14 protein-coding genes and 3 pseudogenes are annotated in these 21,058 nt (G+C 67.9%); 9 read left to right on the top strand and 8 right to left on the bottom strand.

The features are described 5' to 3' along the window. Positions 1-28 precede the first annotated feature (28 nt). A complete protein-coding gene (locus BGI51_RS01055; protein WP_187980049.1) occupies positions 29-562 on the top strand; it encodes a GNAT family N-acetyltransferase in 534 nt (177 codons plus the stop codon). Then, positions 562-1,722, top strand: a complete 1,161-nt coding sequence (locus tag BGI51_RS01050) for an MFS transporter (RefSeq protein ID WP_187980048.1) — start codon at positions 562-564, stop codon at positions 1,720-1,722. Before BGI51_RS01055 ends, BGI51_RS01050 begins: the two co-directional genes overlap by 1 nt. A gap of 20 nt (positions 1,723-1,742) precedes the next feature. Here BGI51_RS01050 and BGI51_RS23930 read toward each other — a convergent pair. From BGI51_RS23930 to mntR, 3 genes and pseudogenes are all read right to left on the bottom strand, one after another. After that, positions 1,743-2,180, bottom strand: a pseudogene (locus tag BGI51_RS23930) (methyl-accepting chemotaxis protein); the annotation flags it as partial. Positions 2,181-2,279: 99 nt separating this feature from the next. Then, positions 2,280-3,056 (bottom strand): annotated as a pseudogene (locus BGI51_RS23925) (PAS domain-containing protein); the annotation flags it as partial. Between the two features lie 101 nt (positions 3,057-3,157). After that, on the bottom strand, positions 3,158-3,607 hold the full coding sequence (gene mntR / locus BGI51_RS01040) for a manganese-binding transcriptional regulator MntR (RefSeq protein ID WP_017640022.1): 450 nt from the start codon (positions 3,605-3,607) through the stop codon (positions 3,158-3,160). A gap of 218 nt (positions 3,608-3,825) precedes the next feature. On the opposite strand from mntR, the gene BGI51_RS01035 reads away from it, so the two are divergent. Beyond that, entirely contained in the window at positions 3,826-5,172 is a 1,347-nt protein-coding gene (locus tag BGI51_RS01035; RefSeq protein ID WP_187980046.1) for an Nramp family divalent metal transporter, read from the top strand. A 124-nt stretch (positions 5,173-5,296) separates the two neighbouring features. Continuing rightward, on the top strand, positions 5,297-6,310 hold the full coding sequence (locus BGI51_RS01030; protein ID WP_133862652.1) for a YrzE family protein: 1,014 nt from the start codon (positions 5,297-5,299) through the stop codon (positions 6,308-6,310). 97 nt (positions 6,311-6,407) lie between these two features. Here the strand turns inward: BGI51_RS01030 and BGI51_RS01025 are convergent, their stop codons facing one another. After that, positions 6,408-6,965 (bottom strand): TetR/AcrR family transcriptional regulator, encoded by a 558-nt coding sequence (locus BGI51_RS01025; RefSeq protein WP_187980045.1) that lies wholly within the window; start codon positions 6,963-6,965, stop codon positions 6,408-6,410. Between the two features lie 95 nt (positions 6,966-7,060). On the opposite strand from BGI51_RS01025, the gene BGI51_RS01020 reads away from it, so the two are divergent. After that, positions 7,061-8,242 carry an MFS transporter gene (locus BGI51_RS01020; RefSeq protein WP_187980044.1) on the top strand — a complete coding sequence of 394 codons (1,182 nt, stop codon included), beginning with the start codon at positions 7,061-7,063 and terminating at the stop codon, positions 8,240-8,242. Positions 8,243-8,381: 139 nt separating this feature from the next. Here BGI51_RS01020 and BGI51_RS01015 read toward each other — a convergent pair whose 3' ends face one another. Continuing rightward, entirely contained in the window at positions 8,382-9,320 is a 939-nt protein-coding gene (locus BGI51_RS01015; RefSeq protein WP_187980043.1) for a DNA/RNA non-specific endonuclease, read from the bottom strand. A gap of 153 nt (positions 9,321-9,473) precedes the next feature. Here BGI51_RS01015 and BGI51_RS01010 point away from each other — a divergent pair, with 153 nt between their 5' ends. After that, a complete protein-coding gene (locus BGI51_RS01010; protein WP_187980042.1) occupies positions 9,474-10,829 on the top strand; it encodes an OprD family porin in 1,356 nt (451 codons plus the stop codon). A gap of 670 nt (positions 10,830-11,499) precedes the next feature. Here BGI51_RS01010 and BGI51_RS01005 read toward each other — a convergent pair. The 3 genes and pseudogenes from BGI51_RS01005 to BGI51_RS00995 form a co-directional block, all read right to left on the bottom strand. Next, positions 11,500-16,638 carry a DUF4011 domain-containing protein gene (locus BGI51_RS01005; protein ID WP_187980041.1) on the bottom strand — a complete coding sequence of 1,713 codons (5,139 nt, stop codon included), beginning with the start codon at positions 16,636-16,638 and terminating at the stop codon, positions 11,500-11,502. A 140-nt stretch (positions 16,639-16,778) separates the two neighbouring features. After that, a pseudogene (locus tag BGI51_RS01000) lies at positions 16,779-18,159 on the bottom strand (heavy metal sensor histidine kinase). Continuing rightward, entirely contained in the window at positions 18,156-18,827 is a 672-nt protein-coding gene (locus tag BGI51_RS00995; protein WP_093254533.1) for a heavy metal response regulator transcription factor, read from the bottom strand. Before BGI51_RS00995 ends, BGI51_RS01000 begins: the two are co-directional and overlap by 4 nt. A gap of 120 nt (positions 18,828-18,947) precedes the next feature. Between BGI51_RS00995 and BGI51_RS00990 the strand changes: the two genes are divergently transcribed. The 3 genes from BGI51_RS00990 (at position 18,948) to BGI51_RS00980 (ending at position 20,991) form a co-directional block, all read left to right on the top strand. Further along, positions 18,948-19,559: a hypothetical protein gene (locus tag BGI51_RS00990; protein ID WP_187980040.1), complete on the top strand. Its 612-nt coding sequence runs from the start codon at positions 18,948-18,950 to the stop codon at positions 19,557-19,559. A gap of 63 nt (positions 19,560-19,622) precedes the next feature. Continuing rightward, positions 19,623-20,249, top strand: a complete 627-nt coding sequence (locus BGI51_RS00985) for a cytochrome b/b6 domain-containing protein (protein ID WP_133862660.1) — start codon at positions 19,623-19,625, stop codon at positions 20,247-20,249. Then, complete coding sequence (locus BGI51_RS00980) at positions 20,236-20,991, top strand: molybdopterin-dependent oxidoreductase (protein ID WP_187980039.1); 756 nt, start codon at positions 20,236-20,238, stop codon at positions 20,989-20,991. Before BGI51_RS00985 ends, BGI51_RS00980 begins: the two co-directional genes overlap by 14 nt. Positions 20,992-21,058 lie beyond the last annotated feature (67 nt).

Below are 21,058 nucleotides of genomic sequence, written 5' to 3'. Positions count from 1 at the left end.
TCATCGACCTCGCGAATGGACCTCTCCCGTGAACACCGCTCTGCAGTTGCGCGATGCGACCCCCGCCGATCTGCCGGCCATCCAGGCCATCTATGCTGAACACGTGCTGCGCAGCTGCGCCAGTTTCGAGCTGGAGCCGCCGGACCTGGCCGAGCTGGAGCGCCGGCTGGCAGCGGTGCGCCAGGCCGGGCTGCCTTACCGGGTGGCCGAACGGGACGGCGCGGTGGTGGGCTATGCCTATGCGGTGCTCTATCGCCCGCGACCGGCCTATCGCCATACCGCGGAAGACTCGGTGTATGTACGCGACGGCCTGGGTGGCCAGGGTATCGGCCGGCGGCTGCTGGAAGAGATCGTCGCGGCCTGCACGGCGGCGGGCTTTCGCCAACTGGTGGCGGTGATCGGTGACAGCGCCAACCAGGGCTCCATCGCCCTGCACCAGCGCCTGGGGTTTCGCACCGTTGGCATCTTCGAGGCGGTGGGTTTCAAGCATGGCCGCTGGGTGGATACGGTCCTCATGCAGCGCAGCCTGGGTGAGGGCGAGCGGACCCCGGGTACGCGCTGATGACGCCGATGCCGAGCGATCGCGCCATCTGGCAACTGGGGCTGATGCAGTTGCTGGCCTGGGGGCTGGCCTTCTATCTGCCGGGTGTCTACGGCCCGGCGATGGCCGCGGGACTGGGCTGGGACGCGCGCTGGGTCTATGGCGGCTTTTCCCTGGCGATGCTGACCATGGGGCTGGTCTCGCCCTTCAGCGGCGCGGTGATCGAACGCCTGGGCGGCTGTCGTACCCTGCAACTCGGCCTGGTGCTCGATGCCCTGGGTTGCCTGGGCCTGGCGGCGGCCCAGTCGGCGCCGCTGTTCTACCTGGCCTGGGTGACCCTGGGCGTGGGCATGCGCCTGTCGCTGTACGACGCTGCCTTCGCCACCCTGGCGCGCCTGGCCGGCGAGCGCTCGCGGGCGGTGATGGTGCGCATCACCCTGCTCGGCGGGCTGGCCTCGGCGGTGTTCTGGCCGCTGGGGCACTGGCTGCTGGAGGTGCTGGGCTGGCGCCTGGGGCTGGTGGTCTATGCCGGCATCGCCCTGGCCGGCATGCTGCTGCTCTTGCCGCTGCCCAACGTGCGTGGGCGCCTGCCCAGCGCCGAATTGCCACCCGCGGCAGGGGGCGGCTCGCCGCGCCTGGCCGGCGTGCTGTTCGCCACCGGGATGGCGTTGATCGGCTTTCTGTCGGCGGGGCTGTCGGCCCATCTGCCGGCGCTGCTGGCCGAACGCGGGGTGCCGGTGGGGGTAGCGGCGCTGTGGGGGATCGGCCAGGTCTGCGCGCGGCTGGCGGAGCTGGCTTCCGGCCAGCGGCTTTCGGCGCGTCAGCTCAATCTGGTGCTGGGGCTCGGCCTGCCACTGAGTTTCGCCCTGGCGCTGGCGAGCGAAGGCCATCTTGGTCTCACCGCCGGCTTCGTCTTTCTCTATGGCGCCCTCAACGGCCTGGTGGCGGTGCTGCGGGCCAGCCTGCCGCTGGAGTTGTTCGATCGGGCGCTCTATGCGCGCCTGACCGGCAAGCTGCTGGCGCCGAGCTTCCTGCTCTCGGCGGCCGCGCCCTGGTGCTATGCCCTGGCCCGGGAGAGCTGGGGTGACCGTGGCCTGCTCGGGCTGTGCCTGCTGGTCAGCCTGGGGGTGACCCTGGCGGCGCTGGGGCTGCTCGGGTGGCGGCGTCCGGCGCCGGCCTGAGGCGGGCGCCGGTCCGTGGGCTAGTTCAGGCGGCGGGCGAACTGCCCCACCGCCCCGACCACGCGCTGGGCGCCGTCCTGGATCTCGGTGATGCGGGTGCCCGCGGCGTTGGCCAGTTGCAGGCCCTGTTCCGCCTGGTGCTTGCTCGCCGCCATGTTGGCCACGGCGGTCTGCGCCAGTTGCTGGTTCTGCTGCACCACGCCGACGATCTCCTCGGTGGCCTTGCTGGTGCGGCCGGCCAGTTGGCGGACCTCGTCGGCCACCACGGCGAAACCGCGGCCCTGTTCGCCGGCCCGTGCCGCCTCGATGGCGGCGTTGAGCGCCAGCAGGTTGGTCTGTTCGGCGATCCCGCTGATGGTCTTGACGATGGTGCTGATCACCAGCGACTGCTCGCCCAGGGCCTCGATGCCGTTGGACGCGACCTGCAATTCCTCGGCGATCTTGCGCATCACCGCGACGGTGTCCTGCACCACCTCGGCGCCTTCACGGGCGCTTTCATCGGTCTGCTGGGAGATGTCGAAGGCCACCTTGGCCGCCTCGGCCACCGCCTGTTCCTGTTCCACCTGGGCGGTGATGACGGTGGCGAATTTCACCACTTTGTACAGCTCGCCACGGGTGTTGAGCACCGGGTTGTAGGAGGCTTCCAGCCAGACGGTGCGACCGTGGCTGTCGATGCGCTTGAAGCGGCTGGCGATGAATTCGCCGCGATTCAGCCGTGCCCAGAACGCCTGGTAGTCGGCGGAGTGACTCTCTTCGCTGGTGCAGAACATGCGGTGGTGCTTGCCCTGGATCTGCTTGAGCGAATAGCCCATGCCCTGCAGGAAGCGGTCGTTGGCGGTGAGCACCTCGCCGGCCAGGTTGAATTCGATGACCGCGGTGGATCTCAGCAGGGCGTTGATCAGGCCGGAGTGCTCGGTGGAGGTCTCCACCTGTTCGGTACGGTCGTTGCCGTAGCAGATGGTCTTGTGGATGCGGCCATCGGCGTCACGCAGCGGCTGCCAGGTGGCATAGAGCCAGGCTTCCTGGCCGTTGGCCCGCAGCAGGCGATACATGCCGCTGGTCTGCTGGCCCTGGCTGAGCGCGCTCTTGAGATCGCGATAGCAGGGCAGTTGTTTGACGTATTCGGGAATGAAGGCATCCAGCGGACGCCCCACCACGTTCTCGGCGCGATAGCCCATCTCGCGGCAGAAGCGCTCGTTGACCTTCTCGATGTTGCCACGGTCATCCACGGTAAGACTGAGCGCCTGGCTTTCGAAGCCCGCGTGCAACTGACGCAATTCGGCGACTTCGGCACGCAGTTGGGCGAGTTCGGTCTTGAGGGGGCGATTGAACATGGCAGGGCACCGAGAGGAGTGAAAGTATGACTTCCACTACTTCGACGGTGCCGGGATTTTCTTAAGGGAAGCTGAGCGACTTTCGACTAAAGCCGCAGGCGTCAGGCCTGACGGCTGGCGATGAAACGGCGGAAGACGGCCAGGGTGGCCTCGCTGACATGGTGCTCCATGCCCTCGGCATCGCGCCGTGCGGTATCGGCGTCCACGCCCAGGGTCAGTAGGAAGGTCTCCACCACGTGGTGGCGCGCGCGACTGGCTTCGGCCAGGGCTTCGCCTTCGGGGGTGAGGAAGACGCCGCGATAGGGACGCTGCACGATCAGGCCGGCGGCGGCCAGGCGCTTGAGCATCTTGGCCACGGTCGGCTGGGCGACGCCGATGCGCGCGGCGATATCCACCTGACGGGCTTCACCGCCGTCCCGGATGAGGTCGGAAATGAGCTCGACATAGTCCTCGATCAGCTCCTGACGATGGGCTTCGCGGACCTGTTGAAAACCTTCCATATGAATGGATGGATCGACCAACCGATTCAGCAGTTCGTCGTCCTTTGTCATGTTGCCCACCTGAATGACCTTCTCCGCAAAGACCTGAGGCGCGTCGAGAGGACGCGTGCGGGCGCCATTTTGACCGAGTTGCGAGCGAATACCAAAGATTCCTTCGCCAATGGGCGTTATCGACGGATGAGATAGAGATTTTTTATTGCTGGATGTGTGAATTTTAGCCTAGGCTAAATTCTCCAAAGGGTAGTCCTACCTTGCCGCACGAGTCCGCCATGAAAGAGTCCGCCAGCTACGTCGAGCCTGCCTGGCAGGAGCCTGCGCCGTCCGCCCGGCCCAGCCTGGGGCGGATGAATGCCAGCGTGCCGGTGCCCGAAGGCGGCAGCTGGCTGCGCCGGCTGCTGGCCTTCATCGGCCCCGGCTACATGGTCTCGGTGGGCTACATGGATCCGGGCAACTGGGCCACGGACCTGGCCGGTGGCTCGCAATTCGGCTACCTGCTGCTGTCGGTGATCCTGCTCTCCAATCTCATGGCCATCCTGCTGCAGGCCCTGGCCGCACGCCTGGGCATCGCTACCGGGCTGGACCTGGCCCAGGCCTGCCGCGCGCGCTATTCGCGGCCGGTGAGCCTGCTGTTGTGGATCGCCTGCGAGATCGCCATCATCGCCTGCGACCTGGCCGAGGTGATCGGCACCGCCATCGCGCTGAATCTGCTGTTCGGCATCCCGCTGATGTGGGGCGCCATCCTCACGGCGCTGGACGTCTTTCTCATCCTGTTGCTGATGAATCGCGGCTTTCGCTGGCTGGAAGCCTTCGTCATCGCCCTGCTGACGCTGATCTTCGTCTGCTTCGGCGTGCAGATGGTGCTGGCCCAGCCGTCACTGGCGGCGATTGCCGACGGCTTCCTGCCCAAGGCGGAGATCGTCACCAATCCGGCCGCGCTGTACCTGGCCATCGGCATCATCGGTGCCACCGTGATGCCCCATAACCTCTATCTGCATTCGTCCATCGTGCAGACCCGCGCCTATCCGCGCACCGAGGCCGGGCGGCGAATGGGCCTGCGCTGGGCGGTGGCCGACAGTACCCTGGCGCTGATGCTGGCGCTGTTCGTCAACGCCGCCATCCTGATCACCGCCGCGGCGGTGTTCCACAGCGCCGGGCGCACCGACGTGGCCGAGATCCAGGACGCCTACCACCTGCTGTCGCCGATGCTGGGCGTCGGCATCGCCTCGCTGCTGTTCGCGGTGGCGCTGCTGGCGTCGGGCATCAACTCCACCGTCACCGCGACCCTGGCCGGCCAGATCGTCATGGAGGGCTTCCTGTCGCTGCGCATTCCCGACTGGGCGCGGCGGCTGATCACCCGGGGCATCGCCGTGATCCCGGTGGTGGTGGTGACCGGCCTCTATGGCGAGAGCGGTACGGCCAAGCTGCTGGTGCTGAGCCAAGTGGTGCTGTCCATGCAACTGCCCTTCGCGGTGATCCCGCTGGTACGCTTCGTCTCGGACCGCCAGCTGATGGGCAGCTTCGTGATCGGTCGGGTCACGCAGGTGCTGGCCTGGGCGATCGCCGGGCTGATCGTGGTGCTCAATGTGAAGCTGCTGGCCGACATCCTGCTCGGATAGCGGACAACTGAGGTCCTACGACCTCTGAGGGCTCTGGAACAAGGGTCTTGGAACTTCCGAAAGCGTGACGGTATCAATCCGTTACCACAATAAGTTCTTCCCATCACCACCCGGAGCACTTGCCATGTCCTATGACGCCCGTCACACCCCAGCCTATGCAGCCACCACGGCCACCGCCACCGCGCCTCTGCTGAAGCGCATTTCCTGGAGTTCGATCATCGCCGGCGTGGTCATCGCCCTGACCGTTTCGCTGCTGCTGAGCCTGCTCGGCACCGCCATCGGCTCGGCTTCCATCGATCCGCAACAGGAAGCCAATCCGCTGTCCGGCCTGGGCAAGGGCACCGGTATCTGGGTCGGCGTCAGCGCCGTGGTCTCGGTCTTCGTCGGCGCCTGGATCGCCGGTCGCCTGGCGCAGCGCGAAGGCGCCCTGCACGGCATCCTGGTCTGGGCCAGCGTGACCCTGGTCAGCGTCTATCTGGTGTCCAGTGCCGTGAGCGGCGTGGTGCGTACCGGTCTGAACGTGGCGGGCAGTGGCCTGTCGATGGTCGGCAGCGGCCTGTCCCAGGCGGCACCGGCCCTGACCAACCAGGTTCAGGACCAACTGCGTCAGCAGGGCATCCAGCTCGACCTGGGTGATCTGCAGAACGAACTGGAAACCGCGCTGCGCCAGACCGGCAAGACCGAGCTGCAGCCGGAGAATCTGCAGCAGCAGGCTCAGGGCGCCGAACAGGATGCCAAGAACACTGCCCAGAACAGCGCCAACAATCCGCAGCAGACCGATGACCAGCTGGGTGCCCTGCTGGATCGTCTGAAGCAGCGTGGCGACCAGGCCTGGAACGCCGCTGACCGTCAGGCTCTGGTGAACCTGATCAAGGCCCGCACCGGCAAGAGCGACGCCGAGGCCAATGCCATCGTCGACAAGGCCCAGCAGACCTACCAGCAGGCCTATGCCAAGTACCAGGAGCTCAAGGCCCAGGCCGAGCAGAAGGCCCGCGAAGCGGCTGACGTGGCTGCCCGCAAGGTCTCCCAGGCCAGCTGGGTCCTGCTGATCAGCCTGGTGATCGGTGGCATCGTCGGTGCCATCGGTGGTGCCCTGGGTCGTCGTACCCAGCCGGCCAACAAGGTGGTCGCCGCCTAAGCGCAACCTCTGGCGGATCCCCTGGGACCCGCTGACAAGGCACGAGGCCCGGACTGGCGACAGTCCGGGCCTCGTCGTTTAGGGGCCGGTGCTTTTCCTAGCGGTCTGGCCGCAGTACCCGGGCGAGCAGCTGCAGGCACAGCGCCAGGTCGGGGCGTTCGGCGCCGAACAGGGTGCGATAGATCAGCGGAGCGACCAGGCCGTCGAGCAGGGCGTCCAGGGGCGGTGCCGGCTCGCCACGTCGGTGGGCGCGTTCGAGCAGCAGCTCCAGGCGCTCTCGGGTCGGCTCGGTGCAGCGCACCGCGCATCCCGGATCGGTGGCGGCCAAGGCGTCCCTGAGCATGGCCTGGCCAGGGGTGGAGGCAAGGTCGTCGACATAGTGTTCCAGCCAGCGTTCGAGATCGCCTTTCAGGCTACCGGTGTCTTCCGGCGGCTGGTCCGGGCGCAGGCGCTGTAGGTCGACGTCGGCCAGCAGGCTGGGCAGGTTGCCCCAGCGACGATAGAGGGTCGAAGGCGTGACCCCGGCGCGCGCGGCGATCAGGGGGACGGTGAGGGCTTCCCGGGGCTGCTCCTGCAGGAGCGCCAGGACGGCCTCGTGGATGGCTTGCTGAACGCGGGCACTGCGGCCGCCGGGGCGGGCTTGCTTGTTGGTCATGCTGACAGGATACCCGGCTCTTAACGCAAACGCATTGCTTTTGCTGCAGGAAGGGTTCAGGCTTTAAAGCAATTAATTAGCTTTAAGGTGTGGGCATGTCTTCACTGAACGGCTCTTCCTCCGCACGCCTGGCGCTGCTGGGCTCGGTGCTGCTGACCTTCCTCGCCGCGTCCAGCGCGCCGACCCCCCTTTATGCCAGCTACCAGCAGGCCTGGGACTTTTCCACCTTCTGGCTGACGCTGGTGTTCGCCGTCTATGCCTTTGCCCTGCTGGCCGCCTTGCTGGTGGGCGGGCGGCTGTCCGATCACCTAGGGCGCCAGCCGGTGATCCTGGCGGCGCTGGTGCTGGAAGCGGGCTCCATGCTGCTGTTCCATCAGGCCCACGGTCTGGCTGATCTGGTCCTTGCCCGCGCCCTGCAGGGCCTGGCGACCGGGATCGCCACCAGTGCCCTGGGTGCGGCGCTGCTGGACGTGGATGCCGAGCGCGGCCCCTCGTTGAACAGCCTGACGCCCCTGCTCGGCATGGCGGTCGGCGCGCTGGGTTGCGGTCTGCTGGTGGAATTCGCGCCGGCGCCGCTGCAACTGGTCTATCGGCTGTTCCTGCTGCTGTTCGTGTTGCAGGGCCTGGCGCTGCTGCGCCTGCCCGATCGCGTACCGCGCCGGCCGGGCCTGCTCGCCGCCTTGCGTCCCCAGCTGGCGGTGCCGCCCCAGGCTCGCGTCATGCTCTGGCGGGTATTGCCGCTGGAACTGGCGGTCTGGGCGGTGGGCGGCTTTTATCTGTCGTTGATGCCGGGGCTGGTCAAGGCGGCGACCGGTACGACGTCGATCCTGGTCGGCGGGGTGGTGGTGGCCGGTCTGACGCTCACCGGTGCGGCCTGTCTGCACGGCCTGCGTGGCTGGCCGCCCATGCGCCTGCTGCGCCTGGGCGCGGTCACCCTGGTGGCCGGTCCGGCCGTGCTCTGGTTGGCGGTGGCCAGCGGTCAGCTGGGTTTCTTCGCCCTGGGTACCCTGGTGACCGGCGTCGGCTTTGGCAGCGGTTTTCTCGGCGCCACCCGCAGTCTGCTGCCGCTGGCCGAACCGACCCAGCGCGCCGGGTTGCTGGCCGCCTTCTATGTGCTCAGTTACCTGGCGTTCTGCCTGCCCGCCCTGGCGGTCAGCGCCCTGGTGCCGCTGCTGGGCCTGGCCGGCGCCGCCGAACTCTATCTGGGCGGGGTGATCCTGCTGGCGGCGCTGGGCGTGCGCAACAGCCTGCCGCGCGCCTGCGTGCAGCCGGGATAGGCTTTGTCTGAAAAGTGCCTGCGCTTGGTCATGCGGCGTTAAAAATCCGTTCGGAATGCTCATTTACCATTCGTAAACTCCGCTTCCTCACGGATTTTTGCCTTGCCTGACCTTCGCTCGGCGACTTTACAGACAAGCCTTAGAGCAGGATGTCGGTAGGACCGAAAATGGCCCGCTCGACGGGGCTGCCGGTGGCCCGCTCTTCATTGGAAAAGCCGTCGTGGTCGCGCAGCGGGCCGAAGTCGATGCCGGTCAGTTGCTCGATACGCAGGACGCTGCATTGATAGGTGCGCAGGCGGCCGAAGGTGATGGACAGCTCGTCGAGTTCGCGGCGCTGGTCGATCAGATAGGCGCTGGCGGAGGGCTTGCCGTCGTCACCGAGAAAGGCCACCACCTTCCAGAAGGCCTCGGGAATCCGGGCCTCGCGGTAGGAGCGGTCATCCGCGCGCAGGACCGGGCCGCTGAAGACGGTGATGCACGCCTGCCAGCGCTGGGTGTTTTCGAGCAGATAGTCCTCCAGCTCCAGCCAGGTCCGCTGGTTGAAGGCGGCCATCTGTGGTGCGCAGTTGGTGAAGTGGAAGGTGTCGCGGTTGGCCTGGGTGGCGGCGGCGCCCCAGTTGGGGTCCTGGCGGCGCACCAGGTGGCCGCGGTCGAGCAGGTTGTCGGCATAGAGCGCCTCGCCGAGCTGAGCCTCTAGCGGCACCCGGCCGTCGTAGGCCCAGGCATCGCGGCTACGGGGCACCTCGACGTGCTGGTCGCCGTCGATATTGACGCCGACCCAGAGCGCCATTCGCCGGCTGCGCGAGAGCGTGACCGAGAAGTGGGTGTAGTCCAGGCGATCGCCGGAGGCGGGCAGCGGATAGACGTCGCCGGCCAGGGCCGCGCTCGGACGGGGCCAGGGGACCTGGAAGGCGCCCAGGAAGTCGGCCTGGTAACCCTGGCGATCCGCCAGGCTGGCGGCGGGGGTGATGCGCGGCTCGGTGCTTCTCAAACCGGCGGGTTGCGCCGGCAACAGGGGACGCAGGTCGGCGAGGCGCGGGCGATAGGCGAGATCGACGGCAAAGGGCTGGCTGGGCATGAGTTATCTCGGGCGCAGAGGACGAACCGTCAGCGCAGCACAGGAAGGTGACCGGACGATGACCACGGTCAGCGAAGTGGTATGCGCCGGCGCTAGCTGGCAAACTCGTTCGCGACCTAACGATTCCCACCGAGATCCCCGAGTGAACCGCCCATGAAGCTATCGCTGTTTTCCCCCCTTGCCCGTCGGCGTACCTGGCTGCTCGGCGTGCCCGGCCTGCTCCTCAGCGGCGCCGCCCTGGCCAGTCAGCAGTCCGATGCCAAGGGCTTCGTCGAAGACGGTGACCTGACCCTGCTGCTGCGCAACTACTACTACCTGCGCCAGAACGAAGGCGACGGTCATGGCGCCGCCGCGCGCAACAGTCGCGATCCGCGCAGCTGGACCCAGGCCTTCCTGCTCAATTACACCTCGGGCTTCACCCAGGGCACCGTGGGCGTGGGCGTGGATGCCTATGGCTACCTGGGCCTCAAGCTGGATGGCGGTGATGGCCACGCCAATACCCCGAACATGCCGGTGGACGGCGACGGCAGCCAGCGCAGCGAATTCAGCAAGGGCGGGGCGGCGGTCAAGCTGCGCGTCTCCAACACCGTGCTCAAGTACGGTGACCAGCAACCCACAGCGCCGGTGCTGGCGGCGGGCGGCAACTGGCTGTTTCCCCAGACCGCCCGTGGCTGGAGCCTGGTGAGTCAGGAAGTCGATCATCTGATGCTCGAAGGTGGTCACTTCACCGCCGCCACGGCGCCGCGCACCACTGGCTCGGACGGTGGCATCTTCGCCGGCTACGCGGGTGTCGAGGCGGCCTCGGCCAGCTATGCCGGGGGCGTCTACAAGTTCAGCGATCACCTCAGCGCCTCGCTCTACGCCGGGCACTTCGAAGACGTCTGGGACCAGTACTACGGCAACCTCAACTATGTTGTACCGCTGGCGGCCGAGCAGAGCCTGACCTTCGACGCCAACCTCTATCGCACCCTGGACGCCGGCAGCGCCAAGGCCGGCAGCATCGCCAACACCGCCGGCTCGCTGGCCGCCGCCTTCCAGACCGGCGCCCACACCTTCACCCTGATCCACCAGCGTATCCATGGCGACCAGCCTTTCGACTACGCGGTCTTCGGCGCGCCGGTGCCGGGGTCCTTCGGTGACTCCATCCTGCTCGGCAACTCGATGCAGTTCTCCGACTTCAACGGTCCGGGCGAGCGCAGCTGGCAGGCCCGCTATGACCTGGACATGGAAAGCTACGGCGTGCCGGGCCTGAGCCTGATGGTGCGGCATACCCGCGGCAGCGGCATCGACGGCAGCCACGTGGCCGCCGATTCGGCCTATGCCGGCCTCTATGGCGACGGCGACAAGGAACACGAGACCGATCTGGAGGCCAAGTACGTGCTGCAGAACGGCCCGGCCAAGGACTTGAGCTTCCGCCTGCGCCAGGCCTGGCATTCCGGCAGCCAGAGCACCGGCGGCACCGTGGCCGAGACCCGGCTGATCACCGAGTACCCGCTGAATATCCTGTAATTGATCGCGCTCCGTAGGTTGGGCCTTTTAGGTTGGGTTGAGCGTCGCGAAGCCGAACAGTCCATTGGCCATCGGCATGCCCGGGAATGCCCTCACCCCAGCCCTCTCCCAAGGGGAGAGGGGGTAGTTCGGTGTGAGCAGGTGCCTGGTAGGTTGGGTTGAGCGCAGCGAAGCCCAACAGTCCATTGGCCATCGGCATGTCCGGGATACCCTCACTCCAGCCCTCTCCCAAGGGGAGAGGGGGGTTAGTTCGGTGTGAGCAGGTATCTCGTAGGTTGGTTGAGCGCAGCGAAGCCCAACAGTCCTTTGGCCATCGGCATGTCCGGGATACCCTCACTCCAGCCCTCTCCCAAGGGGAGAGGGGGTAGTCGCGTAGAGTCGATAACGGCGCAGCCTTATCCACGTTCAGGTGCGTTGATCAGTGGAAAACGCGGCGCGGTTTTCCACGCTACGGACGCCCTGGCAGCGTGATACCAGGGGGCAAGCCACCACCTGCGCCGGACCCAATCGCCCCCTCTCCCTCCGGGAGAGGGCTGGGGTGAGGGTTGCCCCCACCAACGGCGCCAGGGTCGAGCGCGGATCGTTGGGCTTCGGCGATAAGGCCGCCTCAACCCAACCTACGGGTGTGGGCCTGGTAGGTTGGGTTGAGCGCAGCGAAGCCCAACAGACCTCACCCTAAACCCTTCGTCCGCGACGCCTCCAGCAGCCGCTCGATCTCCCCATGCAATCGTTCGGTCGCGCCCGCGCGGTCGATCCACCATTCGGTGGACCAGACGCGCAGGAGCGTCCAGCCGAGGCCCTGGAGGATGGCGCTGCGGGTCTTGTCGCGGTCACGGGCGGTGGCGGCGCTGTGGTAGGTGGCGCCGTCGCATTCGATACCGACCAGGTAGTCGCCCGGGCGGTCGGGATGGACGATGCCCAGGTCGATGCGGAAACGCGACACGCCGATCTGCGGCACCACCTGCCAGCCCTTGGCCTGCAGCGCCTGGGCCACGGCTTCCTCGAAGGGCGAGTCGTGCCCACCCAGTGAACCCTTGACCGCCGCCGCCAGGGCCTGGGGGCCGCGCTGGGCGAATTCCAGGAACAGCTTGAGATCGCGCACGGCGCGGGCATTGGTGCGATTGAGGTCGATCAGCCCCGGATCGAAGGAGGAGAACACCAGCATCTCCCGCCGCGCCCGGGTCACGGCGACGTTGAGGCGCCGCCAGCCACCGTCCTTGTTCAGCGGACCGAAGTTCATCGACATCGTATTGGCGCCGGGCTCGGTGGGGCCGAAGCCGATGCCGAGCATGATCAGGTCGCGCTCGTCGCCCTGGACCGTTTCCAGGTTCTTCACCACCACCGGCTCGGCCAGGTCTTCGGCGAAGTGCGCCTCGATCTCCGGGTGCTGCTGGCGCGCGCGGTCGAGCAGGTCGGTGACCAGCCGCTGCTGTTCGCTGTTGAGGGTGATGATGCCCAGGCTGAGGCCGGCAAAGGCCGGATCGAGCAGGCGCTTGACCGCTTCGGCGACCATGGCCTGGGCCTCGATGGCATTGTGGCGGCCCTTGCCCTTGGCGTAGACGCCGTCCACCCGCCGCCATTCCACCGCGCTCGGACGGATCTCCGGTGCAGGAAAGGTGATGAGCTTGCCGTCGTAGTAGTGGTGGTTGGAAAAGGCGATCAGGCTCTCGTGGCGACTGCGGTAGTGCCAGTTGAGACTGTGGCTGTAGATGCCGGCGCCCAGGCATTCGTCGAGGATGCTTTCCAGGTCCTCGGCGGTGTCGTCCTCGCCGGCGGCGCGGTCGAAGAAGCGCGTTGGCGGCATCTGCCGGGGGTCGCCGGCGATCACCACCTGCACGCCGCGGGCGATGGCACCCACCGCGTCCCAGGGCGCGATCTGCGAGGCTTCGTCGAAGATCACCAGGTCGAACAGACCACCGTCCGGCGGCAGGTACTGGGCGATGGACAGCGGACTCATCAGCATGCAGGGCGCCAGTCGCGCCAGGGCGTCGCCCATTTCCAGGGCCAGCTGGCGCAGCGGCTTGTGTCGGCGCTGCTTCTGCAGTTCGTGCTTGAGCACGGCGAAGCCGCCGCCCTGACGCGCCGCGTCGTTCTTCGCTGGCAGGCCGTGGCAGAGCAGGGCGCGGATATGGCGCACGGCCAGGGTCTGCAGGCGATCGTCCAGCCGGCGATAGGCCTGGATATCGCTCTCGTGCTCGGCCGGGACGAAATCGCGCAGCAGCGGCTCGGCGTCCAGCGCGGTGGCGGCGAACCAGCGGGCATAGGCGGTCTCGAACAGGGCTGCCAGGTCCTCGACCGAAGCGGCCGTGGCGCGCGCGATCAGTGTTGCCAGGCCGAGGGCATCGGCTTCTTCGCGGACCCGCTGCCAGTCGCACCAGGCCTTGAGCCGACCCGGCTGACGCAGCAGCGCGGCAGCGGTACGCACCAGCTCGGCGGCAGCGGTGTCACCGGCCAATCCCGCCTGAGTGGCGAATGCCTGGCGGGCGGCTTCGGCCGCGTCGAGGGCCTCGGCGAAGGCGCCGCTGGCCGGGGCCAGGGTGGTGTCCACCGGCTGATCCTCGGGATGCTGCAACCGGCGCGCTGCCGCCTGGCGCAGGGCCAGCAGCTGCTCGGGCGTTTCCGCCAGGGTCGGCAGCGCCGCGCTCAGTCTTTCCGCCAGGACGCGGCGCGCGAGCAGGGCGTCGAGATCGCTGGTGACACCCTGCCAGCCACTGATGCCGGCCAGGGTGGGCGTCAACTCGTCCAGTTCGGTGAGCAGGGTGCGCTGACGCCGCAGCCGCGGCAGATCGGCAGCCACATCGGGCTGACCCTGGGTTTCGCCCTGGCGGGCGAGATCCTGGGTGACCTGTCGCTGGGCGCGGCTGGCGAAGATCCAGAAGCGCTGCCCGGCGGCGTCCCAGGCGGTTTCCAGCTGGGTCAGGGCGACACGGCGACAGGCTTCGGCGGCATAGGGTACCGACAGCTCGCGCTCCAGCATCTGGTAGTCGCGCAGCACCTCCAGGGCGCGCCCCAGCTGGCGCTGACGCTCGGCAGCGCCAGGCCCGAAGGCGAAGGCCAGGTCCTGGCCAGCGGCGTTCTGCAGCAACTCGGCGAAGTCCAGCAGGCGACGGGGTGCCACCTGGTCCGCCAGTGGCAGACCGAGGACATCGCGCAGGCGTTGCCGCGCCTGCTGCAATGCCTGTTGGGTGTCGCGCAGCCGTTCGGCGGCGCTGACCAGGGCATCCTGCCAGGCGTTGGACCAGGGATGGGCCGGCAAGAGCGCGAAATCCGCCGCCAGGCTGCGGCCGGTCTCGGCGTGCAGGGCCAGGCGCCGCACGGCGTTGCGCAACTCGGCCAGGCCCTCGGCGTCGTGGGCGTCGGCCTGGGACCAGGCGAGGCGCGGGGTATCGGGGGCGGCGTCGCGCAGTACCCGACCGATGCTCTGTTGCAGGGTCAGGCCGTTGGGCCAGCGCCGGTGCAGGCGCTCGACCACGGCATTGAGGCGATCGCGCAGGCGTTCCACCTCGGCGGCCTCGACCAGCCATTCCTCTTCGTCGAGGCCGTCGCGGGTATCCCAGGCGCGCTCCAGCTGCTTGAGCACCTCGGCCTTGGAGGCCTTGCTCGAATGCAGTTCCAGGCAGAACTCGCCAAGCCCCTGGGCCTCCAGGCGGCGATACACCACGTCCAGCGCCGCGCGCTTCTCGGCGACGAACAGCACCCGCCGACCCAGCGCCAGGTTGTGGGCGATCATATTGGCGATGGTCTGGGACTTGCCGGTGCCGGGTGGGCCGTCTAGCACGAAATCCTGGCCACCGGCCGAGGCCAGCACCGCCGCCAGCTGCGAGGAATCCGCCGGCAGCGGGGTGAAGAGTTCGGCCGGGGTGACCTGGCGATCCAGCTCGCGCTCGCGGGGAAAGCTGCCGCCGCCCAGGTAGGCGCCGGATTCCGCGGTACGTTCCAGCAGGTGGCGCACCAGCGGGCTTTCCAGCAGCTGGTCGCTGCGTTCGGTGAGGTCCTTCCACATCAGGTACTTGGCGAAGGAGAACTGGCCCAGCAGCAATTCGCTGCTGACCTCGAAGCCGGGCAGGTCGCGCACCGCACGCCGCACCCTGGTCCAGATGCCGTCCACGTCGATGCCGTTGCCATCGCCGGGCAGCGGGCCGTCAAGCCCGGGGATGTCCAGGTCGAAGTCGTGGCGCAGGAGCTCCAGCAGGGTCAGGTTGAAGCGCGGCTCGTCCTCGAACAGGTGCAGGGTAATGCCGCTGGCGGCGCTCTGCCGTTCCAGGCGCACCGGCAGCAGGATCAGCGGCGCGCGGTAGTGCTTGGGATCGTCGGCGGCCTTTTTCCAGCGCAGGAAGCCCAGCGCCAGGTAGAGGGTGTTGGCGCCGCCCTCGTCGAGATCGCTGCGGGCGCGGCGATAGAGTTCCACCAGCGCCGCGTCCAGCCTGGTCGCATCCAGGGGGGCGACCACCTCGCCGCGGGCCAGGGCGCCGCGGGCGTATTCGTCGTCGAGATTCTCGTGTTCGCGGGCCTCGTGCAGCACGGCGTCGCGGCCGCTCACCGCCAGGTCTGGCAGCGGCACCAGGCGCAGCGCGCGGCCCTCGGCCAGGCGATCTTCCAGCGCGGCCGGCTCGGGGCAGAGCAGGGGCACGCTGCGGGCGTTGTCCGGCACGTGCAGCAGGCGATTGCGGGTGGTGAGGTCGAGCAGCTTGCGCTGCCACAGCGCCAGGCGCCCGACCGGGGTGGTCGGCGCCGCCTCGACGTCCACGTCGAAGGCCGGCAGCGGCGGGGCCTCTTCCAGGGTCTCGCCCGGCAGCAGCAGACCGTCCGCGTTGCTGGCCGGCTGGCCGGGCACCGCCAGCGGGCGGATGCGTTGCAGGCGGGCACGGCGGACGTCCAGGGCCAGTACGAAGGTCTCGTCGTCCAGCTGCCGCTCGGCCAGTTGCATGGCCTGACTGAAGGACGGCGGCGGCGAAGCGGTGGCCTGGGTGGTCTCGAAGACCAGCAGGTCCTTGAGCGCCACCCGCTTGCGCACCGGCTCGGCGTCGTCGGTGAGCAGCTGGGCGAATTCCTGGGGTTGCAGCCAGACCCCGGCGAAGGCATGGCCGCGGGTGATGACCAGCAGTGGATTGAGGCCGGCCTGTTCCAGCGCCGCGCACGCGAGCAGGGCGAGATCCAGGCAGGTGGCCAGGCCACCGTCGAGGATGCTGCCTGGCGTGCGGATCTTCTGGCCCTGGCGCTCGAAGCTGGCGGGCGGCACCGCATAGGTCAGCTGCAGACCGCACAGCGCCGACCAGAGCGCCGAGCCCAGTTCCCAGACGCGCCGCCGCGAGCCGCTCTCGTACCCGTCCAGCGCCGTGGACTTGCCGGCGCGACGCAAGACCTCGGCGGCTGCGCCCAGCAGGCGATCCACCGCCGGATCATTGGGCATGACGAAGGCCGCCGCCAGTTCCGGCATGCTGTCCACGCCACCCCATTGGTTGCGTGCCAGCAACTCGACCGGATAGCGCCGCGTCTGCAGGATCGTCTCGCCCTGGCGCACCGTGAAGGTCAGCTGGGCGACCAGGCTCTCCTGCAGGCTGCCAAGCAGCGCGGCGTCGAATTCGAGGTCGCGATCATCGAGGTAGAGGGTGCCCTGGGGATCGAGGCGCTCCAGGTGCCAGGTGCGCGGGACCACGAAGGCCGGCTCGGCCGTGACCGTCAGACTGAGGTCGGCGAGGGCTTCCTGGCCACTGTGGGTGAGGCGCAATTCGCGCAGCACGGGCACCGCGTTCTGGTGCGCCGCGAAGCCGATCTTGCCGGCCAGCACCAGTTCGACATCCACGCTCATCGCCTACCACCCTTGCTTATTGCCTAAGGTAGATGAATGTACAGTAGTGGGCGGGTCGATGCAGCCCATAGCCCGCCTGGGCAAGCGGAAAAAGTCCTTTGGTGACGGGCGGTTGCGTGGTTTGAGCGATAGGTCGCGGTTCAGGCTGCCGGGGTCGGGAAGACCAGGCTGAAATGGATGCCCCGTTCATTCTGCTCGACCTCGGCACGACCGCCATGCAGACGCATGATCGCCGCGACGATGGCCAGGCCCAGGCCGTTGGAATCATGGGGTTGATGGCGGGAGGGATCGGCGCGATAGAAGCGGTCGAACAGCCGTTGCAGATGCGCCGGCGCCAGGGCGGGGCCGGTGTTGCTGACGCGAATACGCTCGCCCTCCGCTTGCAGGCGGATCTCGCCATCCGGTTCGGCGTAGCGGATGGCATTGGCCACCAGGTTGCTCAGGGCGCGGCGCAGCATCAGCGGATCGGCGACCACCTGGCCGCCACCGGCCACCACCAGGCGCAGGCCGCGCTCGTCGGCCGGGCCTTCGAAATAGTCGGCGATGCGCGCCAGCTCTTCGTCCAGTTGCAGCGGCTGCGGGGTCAGCACCGCCTGGGCGTCGTCGGCGCGGGCGAGGAAGAGGATGCTCTCCACCAGCCGCGAGATGCGCTCCAGCTCTTCCAGGTTGGACGCCAGCAGCGTCTGGTAGTCCTCGCTGCTGCGCACCTGACGCAGGGCGACCTCGGTATGGCCCATGAGGGCATTGATCGGGGTGCGGATCTCGTGGGCGAGGTCGGCGGAAAACTGCACCAGCCGGCCATAGCCGTCGGCCAGCCGCGCCAGCATGGCATTGTAGTTTTCCACCAGCGGCTGCAGTTCACGCGGGGCATCGGCCAGCTCCAGGGGCGCGGCCAGTCGGGTCGGGGTGATGCCGCCGGCATGGCGGGCGATGCGCCGCAGCGGCGCCAGGCCGCGCCGCAGCAGCAGATAGCCGAGCCCGGCGGTGGCGAGGAAGGCCAGGGTCACGGCGCCGAGCAGCCCCAGCCGGAAATCGGCCAGGGTGGTGTCCTCGTTGCGCAGCACATGGGCGGCGGTCAGTTCCACCGGGCCTTCGGGGTGTTGACCGCGACCCGCGCCGCGCGCCAGCGGGTCCCGTCGGCCAACTGGCCTTCGCGCAGATCGGCCCGTGTCGGTCGTCGTGTCTGTGGCACCACGGCCAGGTCGGGGAGGGCGATCTGCAGCGGATTGGAGGCGATCACCGGCTTGGCGCCCGGCGTGCCGATGAGAAAGACGTCCTGCTCGTTGCCCAGCATGTTGGCGAACAGCTGCGGACTGCGGCCCAGGGTTTCCAGCGACAGGTCGGCGCTGAGCAGGCTGCGAAAATGCGCGAGCCGGCCGAGCAGGGCGTAGTCGGCGCGCTCCAGCACGGTACGTTCCAGGCTGTGGTAGAGAAAGGCCCCGCGCCGCCCACGGCGAGCAGCGCCACCAGGGCGAAACCCAGGGTGGCGCGCAGGATCAGCGAGGGTGACCGCGCGCTCAAGGCCGCACCTCGCAGACGTAGCCGATGCCGCGCACGGTATGGATCAGCTTGACCGGGTAGGGGTTGTCGACCTTGGCGCGCAGCCGCTTGATGGCCACGTCCACCACATTGGTGTCGCTGTCGAAATTCATGTCCCAGACCTCGGCGGCGATCAGGGTGCGCGACAGCACCTCGCCTTCACGGCGCAGCAGCAGGTGCAGCAGGGCGAATTCCTTGTTGGTCAGCACGATGAGGTCGTCACCGCGGGTCACCCGTCGCCGCAGGAGGTCCAGCTGCAGGTCGGCCAGGTGGAAGTGCTCGGGCTCGCGCACCACGCCACGGCGCAGCAGGGTGCGGATGCGCAGCAGCAGCTCGACGAAGGAGAAGGGTTTGACCAGGTAGTCGTCCGCGCCCAGCTCCAGGCCGCGGATGCGATCCTGCAGACCGTCGCGGGCGGTGAGAAAGAGCACTGGCACGTCGAGCTTCTTGCGCAGGACTTCCATGATCTGCCAACCGTCGATGCCGGGCAGCATCACATCGAGGATGACCAGGTCGTAACGGCCGTCCAGCGCCAGGTGCAGGCCGTCGGCGCCGTGCTGGGTCCAGTCGACCGCGTAGCCGGATTCGCCGAGGCCCTTTTTCAGGTACTCGCCGGTCTTCTGGTCGTCTTCGATGAGGAGAATATGCATGACGTTATGGTAGGGCCTCCGGTCGCTTCGCTGGGTGACATTTTTGTCATTCGCCGGTCATCTTGCTGACCCCCCACGCGTCGCACTGTGGCGGGGCGATTCCCTATCCCAGGAGGTTTCATGCGTACCCAGACTCTGCTCCGCGGTTCCCTTGCCCTGCTGCTCGCCAGCAGCGCCCTGTTGGCCCAGGCCGCGCCCATGCCCACCGTCAAGCCCATGCGTGGCACCGTGGACAGCGTCCAGGGCGACACCCTGGCCTACACCACCCGCAACGGTGCCCACCAGACCCTGATGCTGGATGACAAGACCAGCTACCGCGCCGTGTCCAAGGCCAATCTGGACCGCATCGAAGCCAACAGCTTCATCGGTTCGGCCGCCACGCCGCAGCCGGACGGCACCCTCAAGGCGCTGGAAGTGACGGTGTTCGAGGCCAGTCTGCGCGGCTCCGGCGAAGGCCACTACGGCTGGGAAAACGCCGATGGCAGCACCGGCACCATGACCAACGGCACCGTGGGCGAACTCAAGAAGGCCAACGGCCGCACCCTTACCGTGCAGTACAAGGGCGGCGAGAAGCAGCTGGTGGTGCCGGAAGACGTGCCCATCGCCTATGTCGAGAAGGGCGACCGCAGCCTGCTCAAGCCCGGCGCCAAGGTGGTGCTGTTCCCCGCCGAAGACGGCAAGCACGCCAAGGGCGTGGCTGTCGGTAAAGACGGTTTCACCCCGCCCATGTAAGCCCCACGCGGTCGCCTGGTTTGACGGCGACCGCCTCCATCTCGCGGTGAAGAGGGAAATGTCATGACCACCTCGCGACGGCGTCTGGTGCACCGCTGGCCGGTGCGCCTCACCCATTGGCTCAACGCCCTGGCGATGCCCTGCATGTTCATGAGCGGCTGGGCGATCTACAACGCCTCGCCGCTTTTCCCCTTCACCTTTCCCGCCTGGGCAACCCTTGGCGGCTGGCTGGGCGGCGCCATCGCCTGGCACCTGGCGGTCTTTTGGCTGCTGCTGGTGAATGGCCTGATCTATCTGCTCTATGGCCTTTTCAGCGGCCACTTCCGGCGCGATTTCCTGCCGCTGTCGCCACGCGCCATCGGCCGCGATTTCGTCGCCGCCGCACGGCTGCGCCTGGGTCATCGGCTGGGCACCTACAACGCCGTGCAACGCCTGCTCTACTGGGGCGTGCTGGCCCTTGGGGTGCTGGTAGTGCTCTCGGGCCTGGCCATCTGGAAACCCGTGCAGCTGCAGGGATTGGCCGCTCTGCTCGGCGGTTTCGACACCGCCCGCTACGTGCACTTCTTCGCCATGGCCGGCATCGGCGCCTTCGTCGTCGTGCACCTGGCCCTGGTCATCCTGGTACCCCGCACCCTGCCGCCGATGATCACCGGTCGGGCGCATGAGGAGGTTAACGATGAGTCGGCGTGAACGCCTGCGCCTGGAGCCGGCGCAACAGCGGCAGGTGGAAAATCTGCAACGACGCCTGCTGCTCAAGCAGGGTCTGACGGTGGGCGCCCTAGCCATGCTCAGCGGCTGCAACCTGCAGGACGGCGACAGCGTCGACAAGGTGCTCTGGTCCATGTCGCGCTTCAACGACCGGGTGCAGGCCTGGCTGTTCGGCCGTGAGCGCCTGGCGCCGACCTATGCCGCCAGCCAGATCACCAATCCCTTCCCCTTCAACGCCTTCTACCCCGAATACAACGTTCCGGAAGTGGACCTCAGCGACTATCGCCTGGAGGTCTCCGGCCTGGTCGCCAACAAGCAGGCCTGGACCCTGGAAGACCTGCGCCGCCTGCCGCAACGCGCCGACATTACCCGCTTCATCTGCATCGAGGGCTGGAGCGCCATCGGCCAGTGGGGCGGGGTGCCCCTGCGCACCTTCCTCGAACGCATCGGCGCCGACACCAGCGCCAAGTACGTCGGCTTCAAGTGCGCCGACCGCTATTACTCCAGCATCGACATGGCCTCGGCGCTGCACCCCCAGACCCTGCTGGCGCTGGACTTCGGCGACGTGGCCCTGCCGCCGGACTACGGCTATCCGCTGCGGCTGCGGGTACCCACCAAGCTCGGCTTCAAGAATCCCAAGCACATCCAGGCGCTGTTCGTGACCAACGACTATCCCGGTGGCTACTGGGAAGACCAGGGCTACAACTGGTTCAGCGGCATCTAGGGACAACCTCTGCTGCGCGTCGGCCGAACTGCGTTGAAAAGACCCTGGGTCGCCAGCCCGGCCTAGG

Origin of the sequence: Pseudomonas oryzihabitans (genome assembly GCF_014522265.1) — a bacterium.
GTDB classification, from domain to species: domain Bacteria; phylum Pseudomonadota; class Gammaproteobacteria; order Pseudomonadales; family Pseudomonadaceae; genus Chryseomonas; species Chryseomonas aestiva.
Note: the sequence above shows the minus strand (reverse complement) of the source record. Positions and strands in the feature narration are given on the sequence as shown.

Excerpts from the sequence above, each read along its gene's own strand:
- BGI51_RS01030 (WP_133862652.1), top strand. The coding sequence starts at position 5,297 with ATGTCCTATGACGCCCGTCACACCCCAGCCTATGCAGCCACCACGGCC.
- BGI51_RS01050 (WP_187980048.1), top strand. The coding sequence starts at position 562 with ATGACGCCGATGCCGAGCGATCGCGCCATCTGGCAACTGGGGCTGATG.
- BGI51_RS01005 (WP_187980041.1), bottom strand. The coding sequence starts at position 16,638 with ATGAGCGTGGATGTCGAACTGGTGCTGGCCGGCAAGATCGGCTTCGCG.
- BGI51_RS01035 (WP_187980046.1), top strand. The coding sequence starts at position 3,826 with ATGAAAGAGTCCGCCAGCTACGTCGAGCCTGCCTGGCAGGAGCCTGCG.
- BGI51_RS00990 (WP_187980040.1), top strand. The coding sequence starts at position 18,948 with ATGCGTACCCAGACTCTGCTCCGCGGTTCCCTTGCCCTGCTGCTCGCC.
- BGI51_RS01025 (WP_187980045.1), bottom strand. The coding sequence starts at position 6,965 with ATGACCAACAAGCAAGCCCGCCCCGGCGGCCGCAGTGCCCGCGTTCAG.
- BGI51_RS01020 (WP_187980044.1), top strand. The coding sequence starts at position 7,061 with ATGTCTTCACTGAACGGCTCTTCCTCCGCACGCCTGGCGCTGCTGGGC.
- BGI51_RS01015 (WP_187980043.1), bottom strand. The coding sequence starts at position 9,320 with ATGCCCAGCCAGCCCTTTGCCGTCGATCTCGCCTATCGCCCGCGCCTC.
- BGI51_RS01010 (WP_187980042.1), top strand. The coding sequence starts at position 9,474 with ATGAAGCTATCGCTGTTTTCCCCCCTTGCCCGTCGGCGTACCTGGCTG.
- BGI51_RS00985 (WP_133862660.1), top strand. The coding sequence starts at position 19,623 with ATGACCACCTCGCGACGGCGTCTGGTGCACCGCTGGCCGGTGCGCCTC.
- BGI51_RS00980 (WP_187980039.1), top strand. The coding sequence starts at position 20,236 with ATGAGTCGGCGTGAACGCCTGCGCCTGGAGCCGGCGCAACAGCGGCAG.
- BGI51_RS00995 (WP_093254533.1), bottom strand. The coding sequence starts at position 18,827 with ATGCATATTCTCCTCATCGAAGACGACCAGAAGACCGGCGAGTACCTG.
- mntR (WP_017640022.1), bottom strand. The coding sequence starts at position 3,607 with ATGACAAAGGACGACGAACTGCTGAATCGGTTGGTCGATCCATCCATT.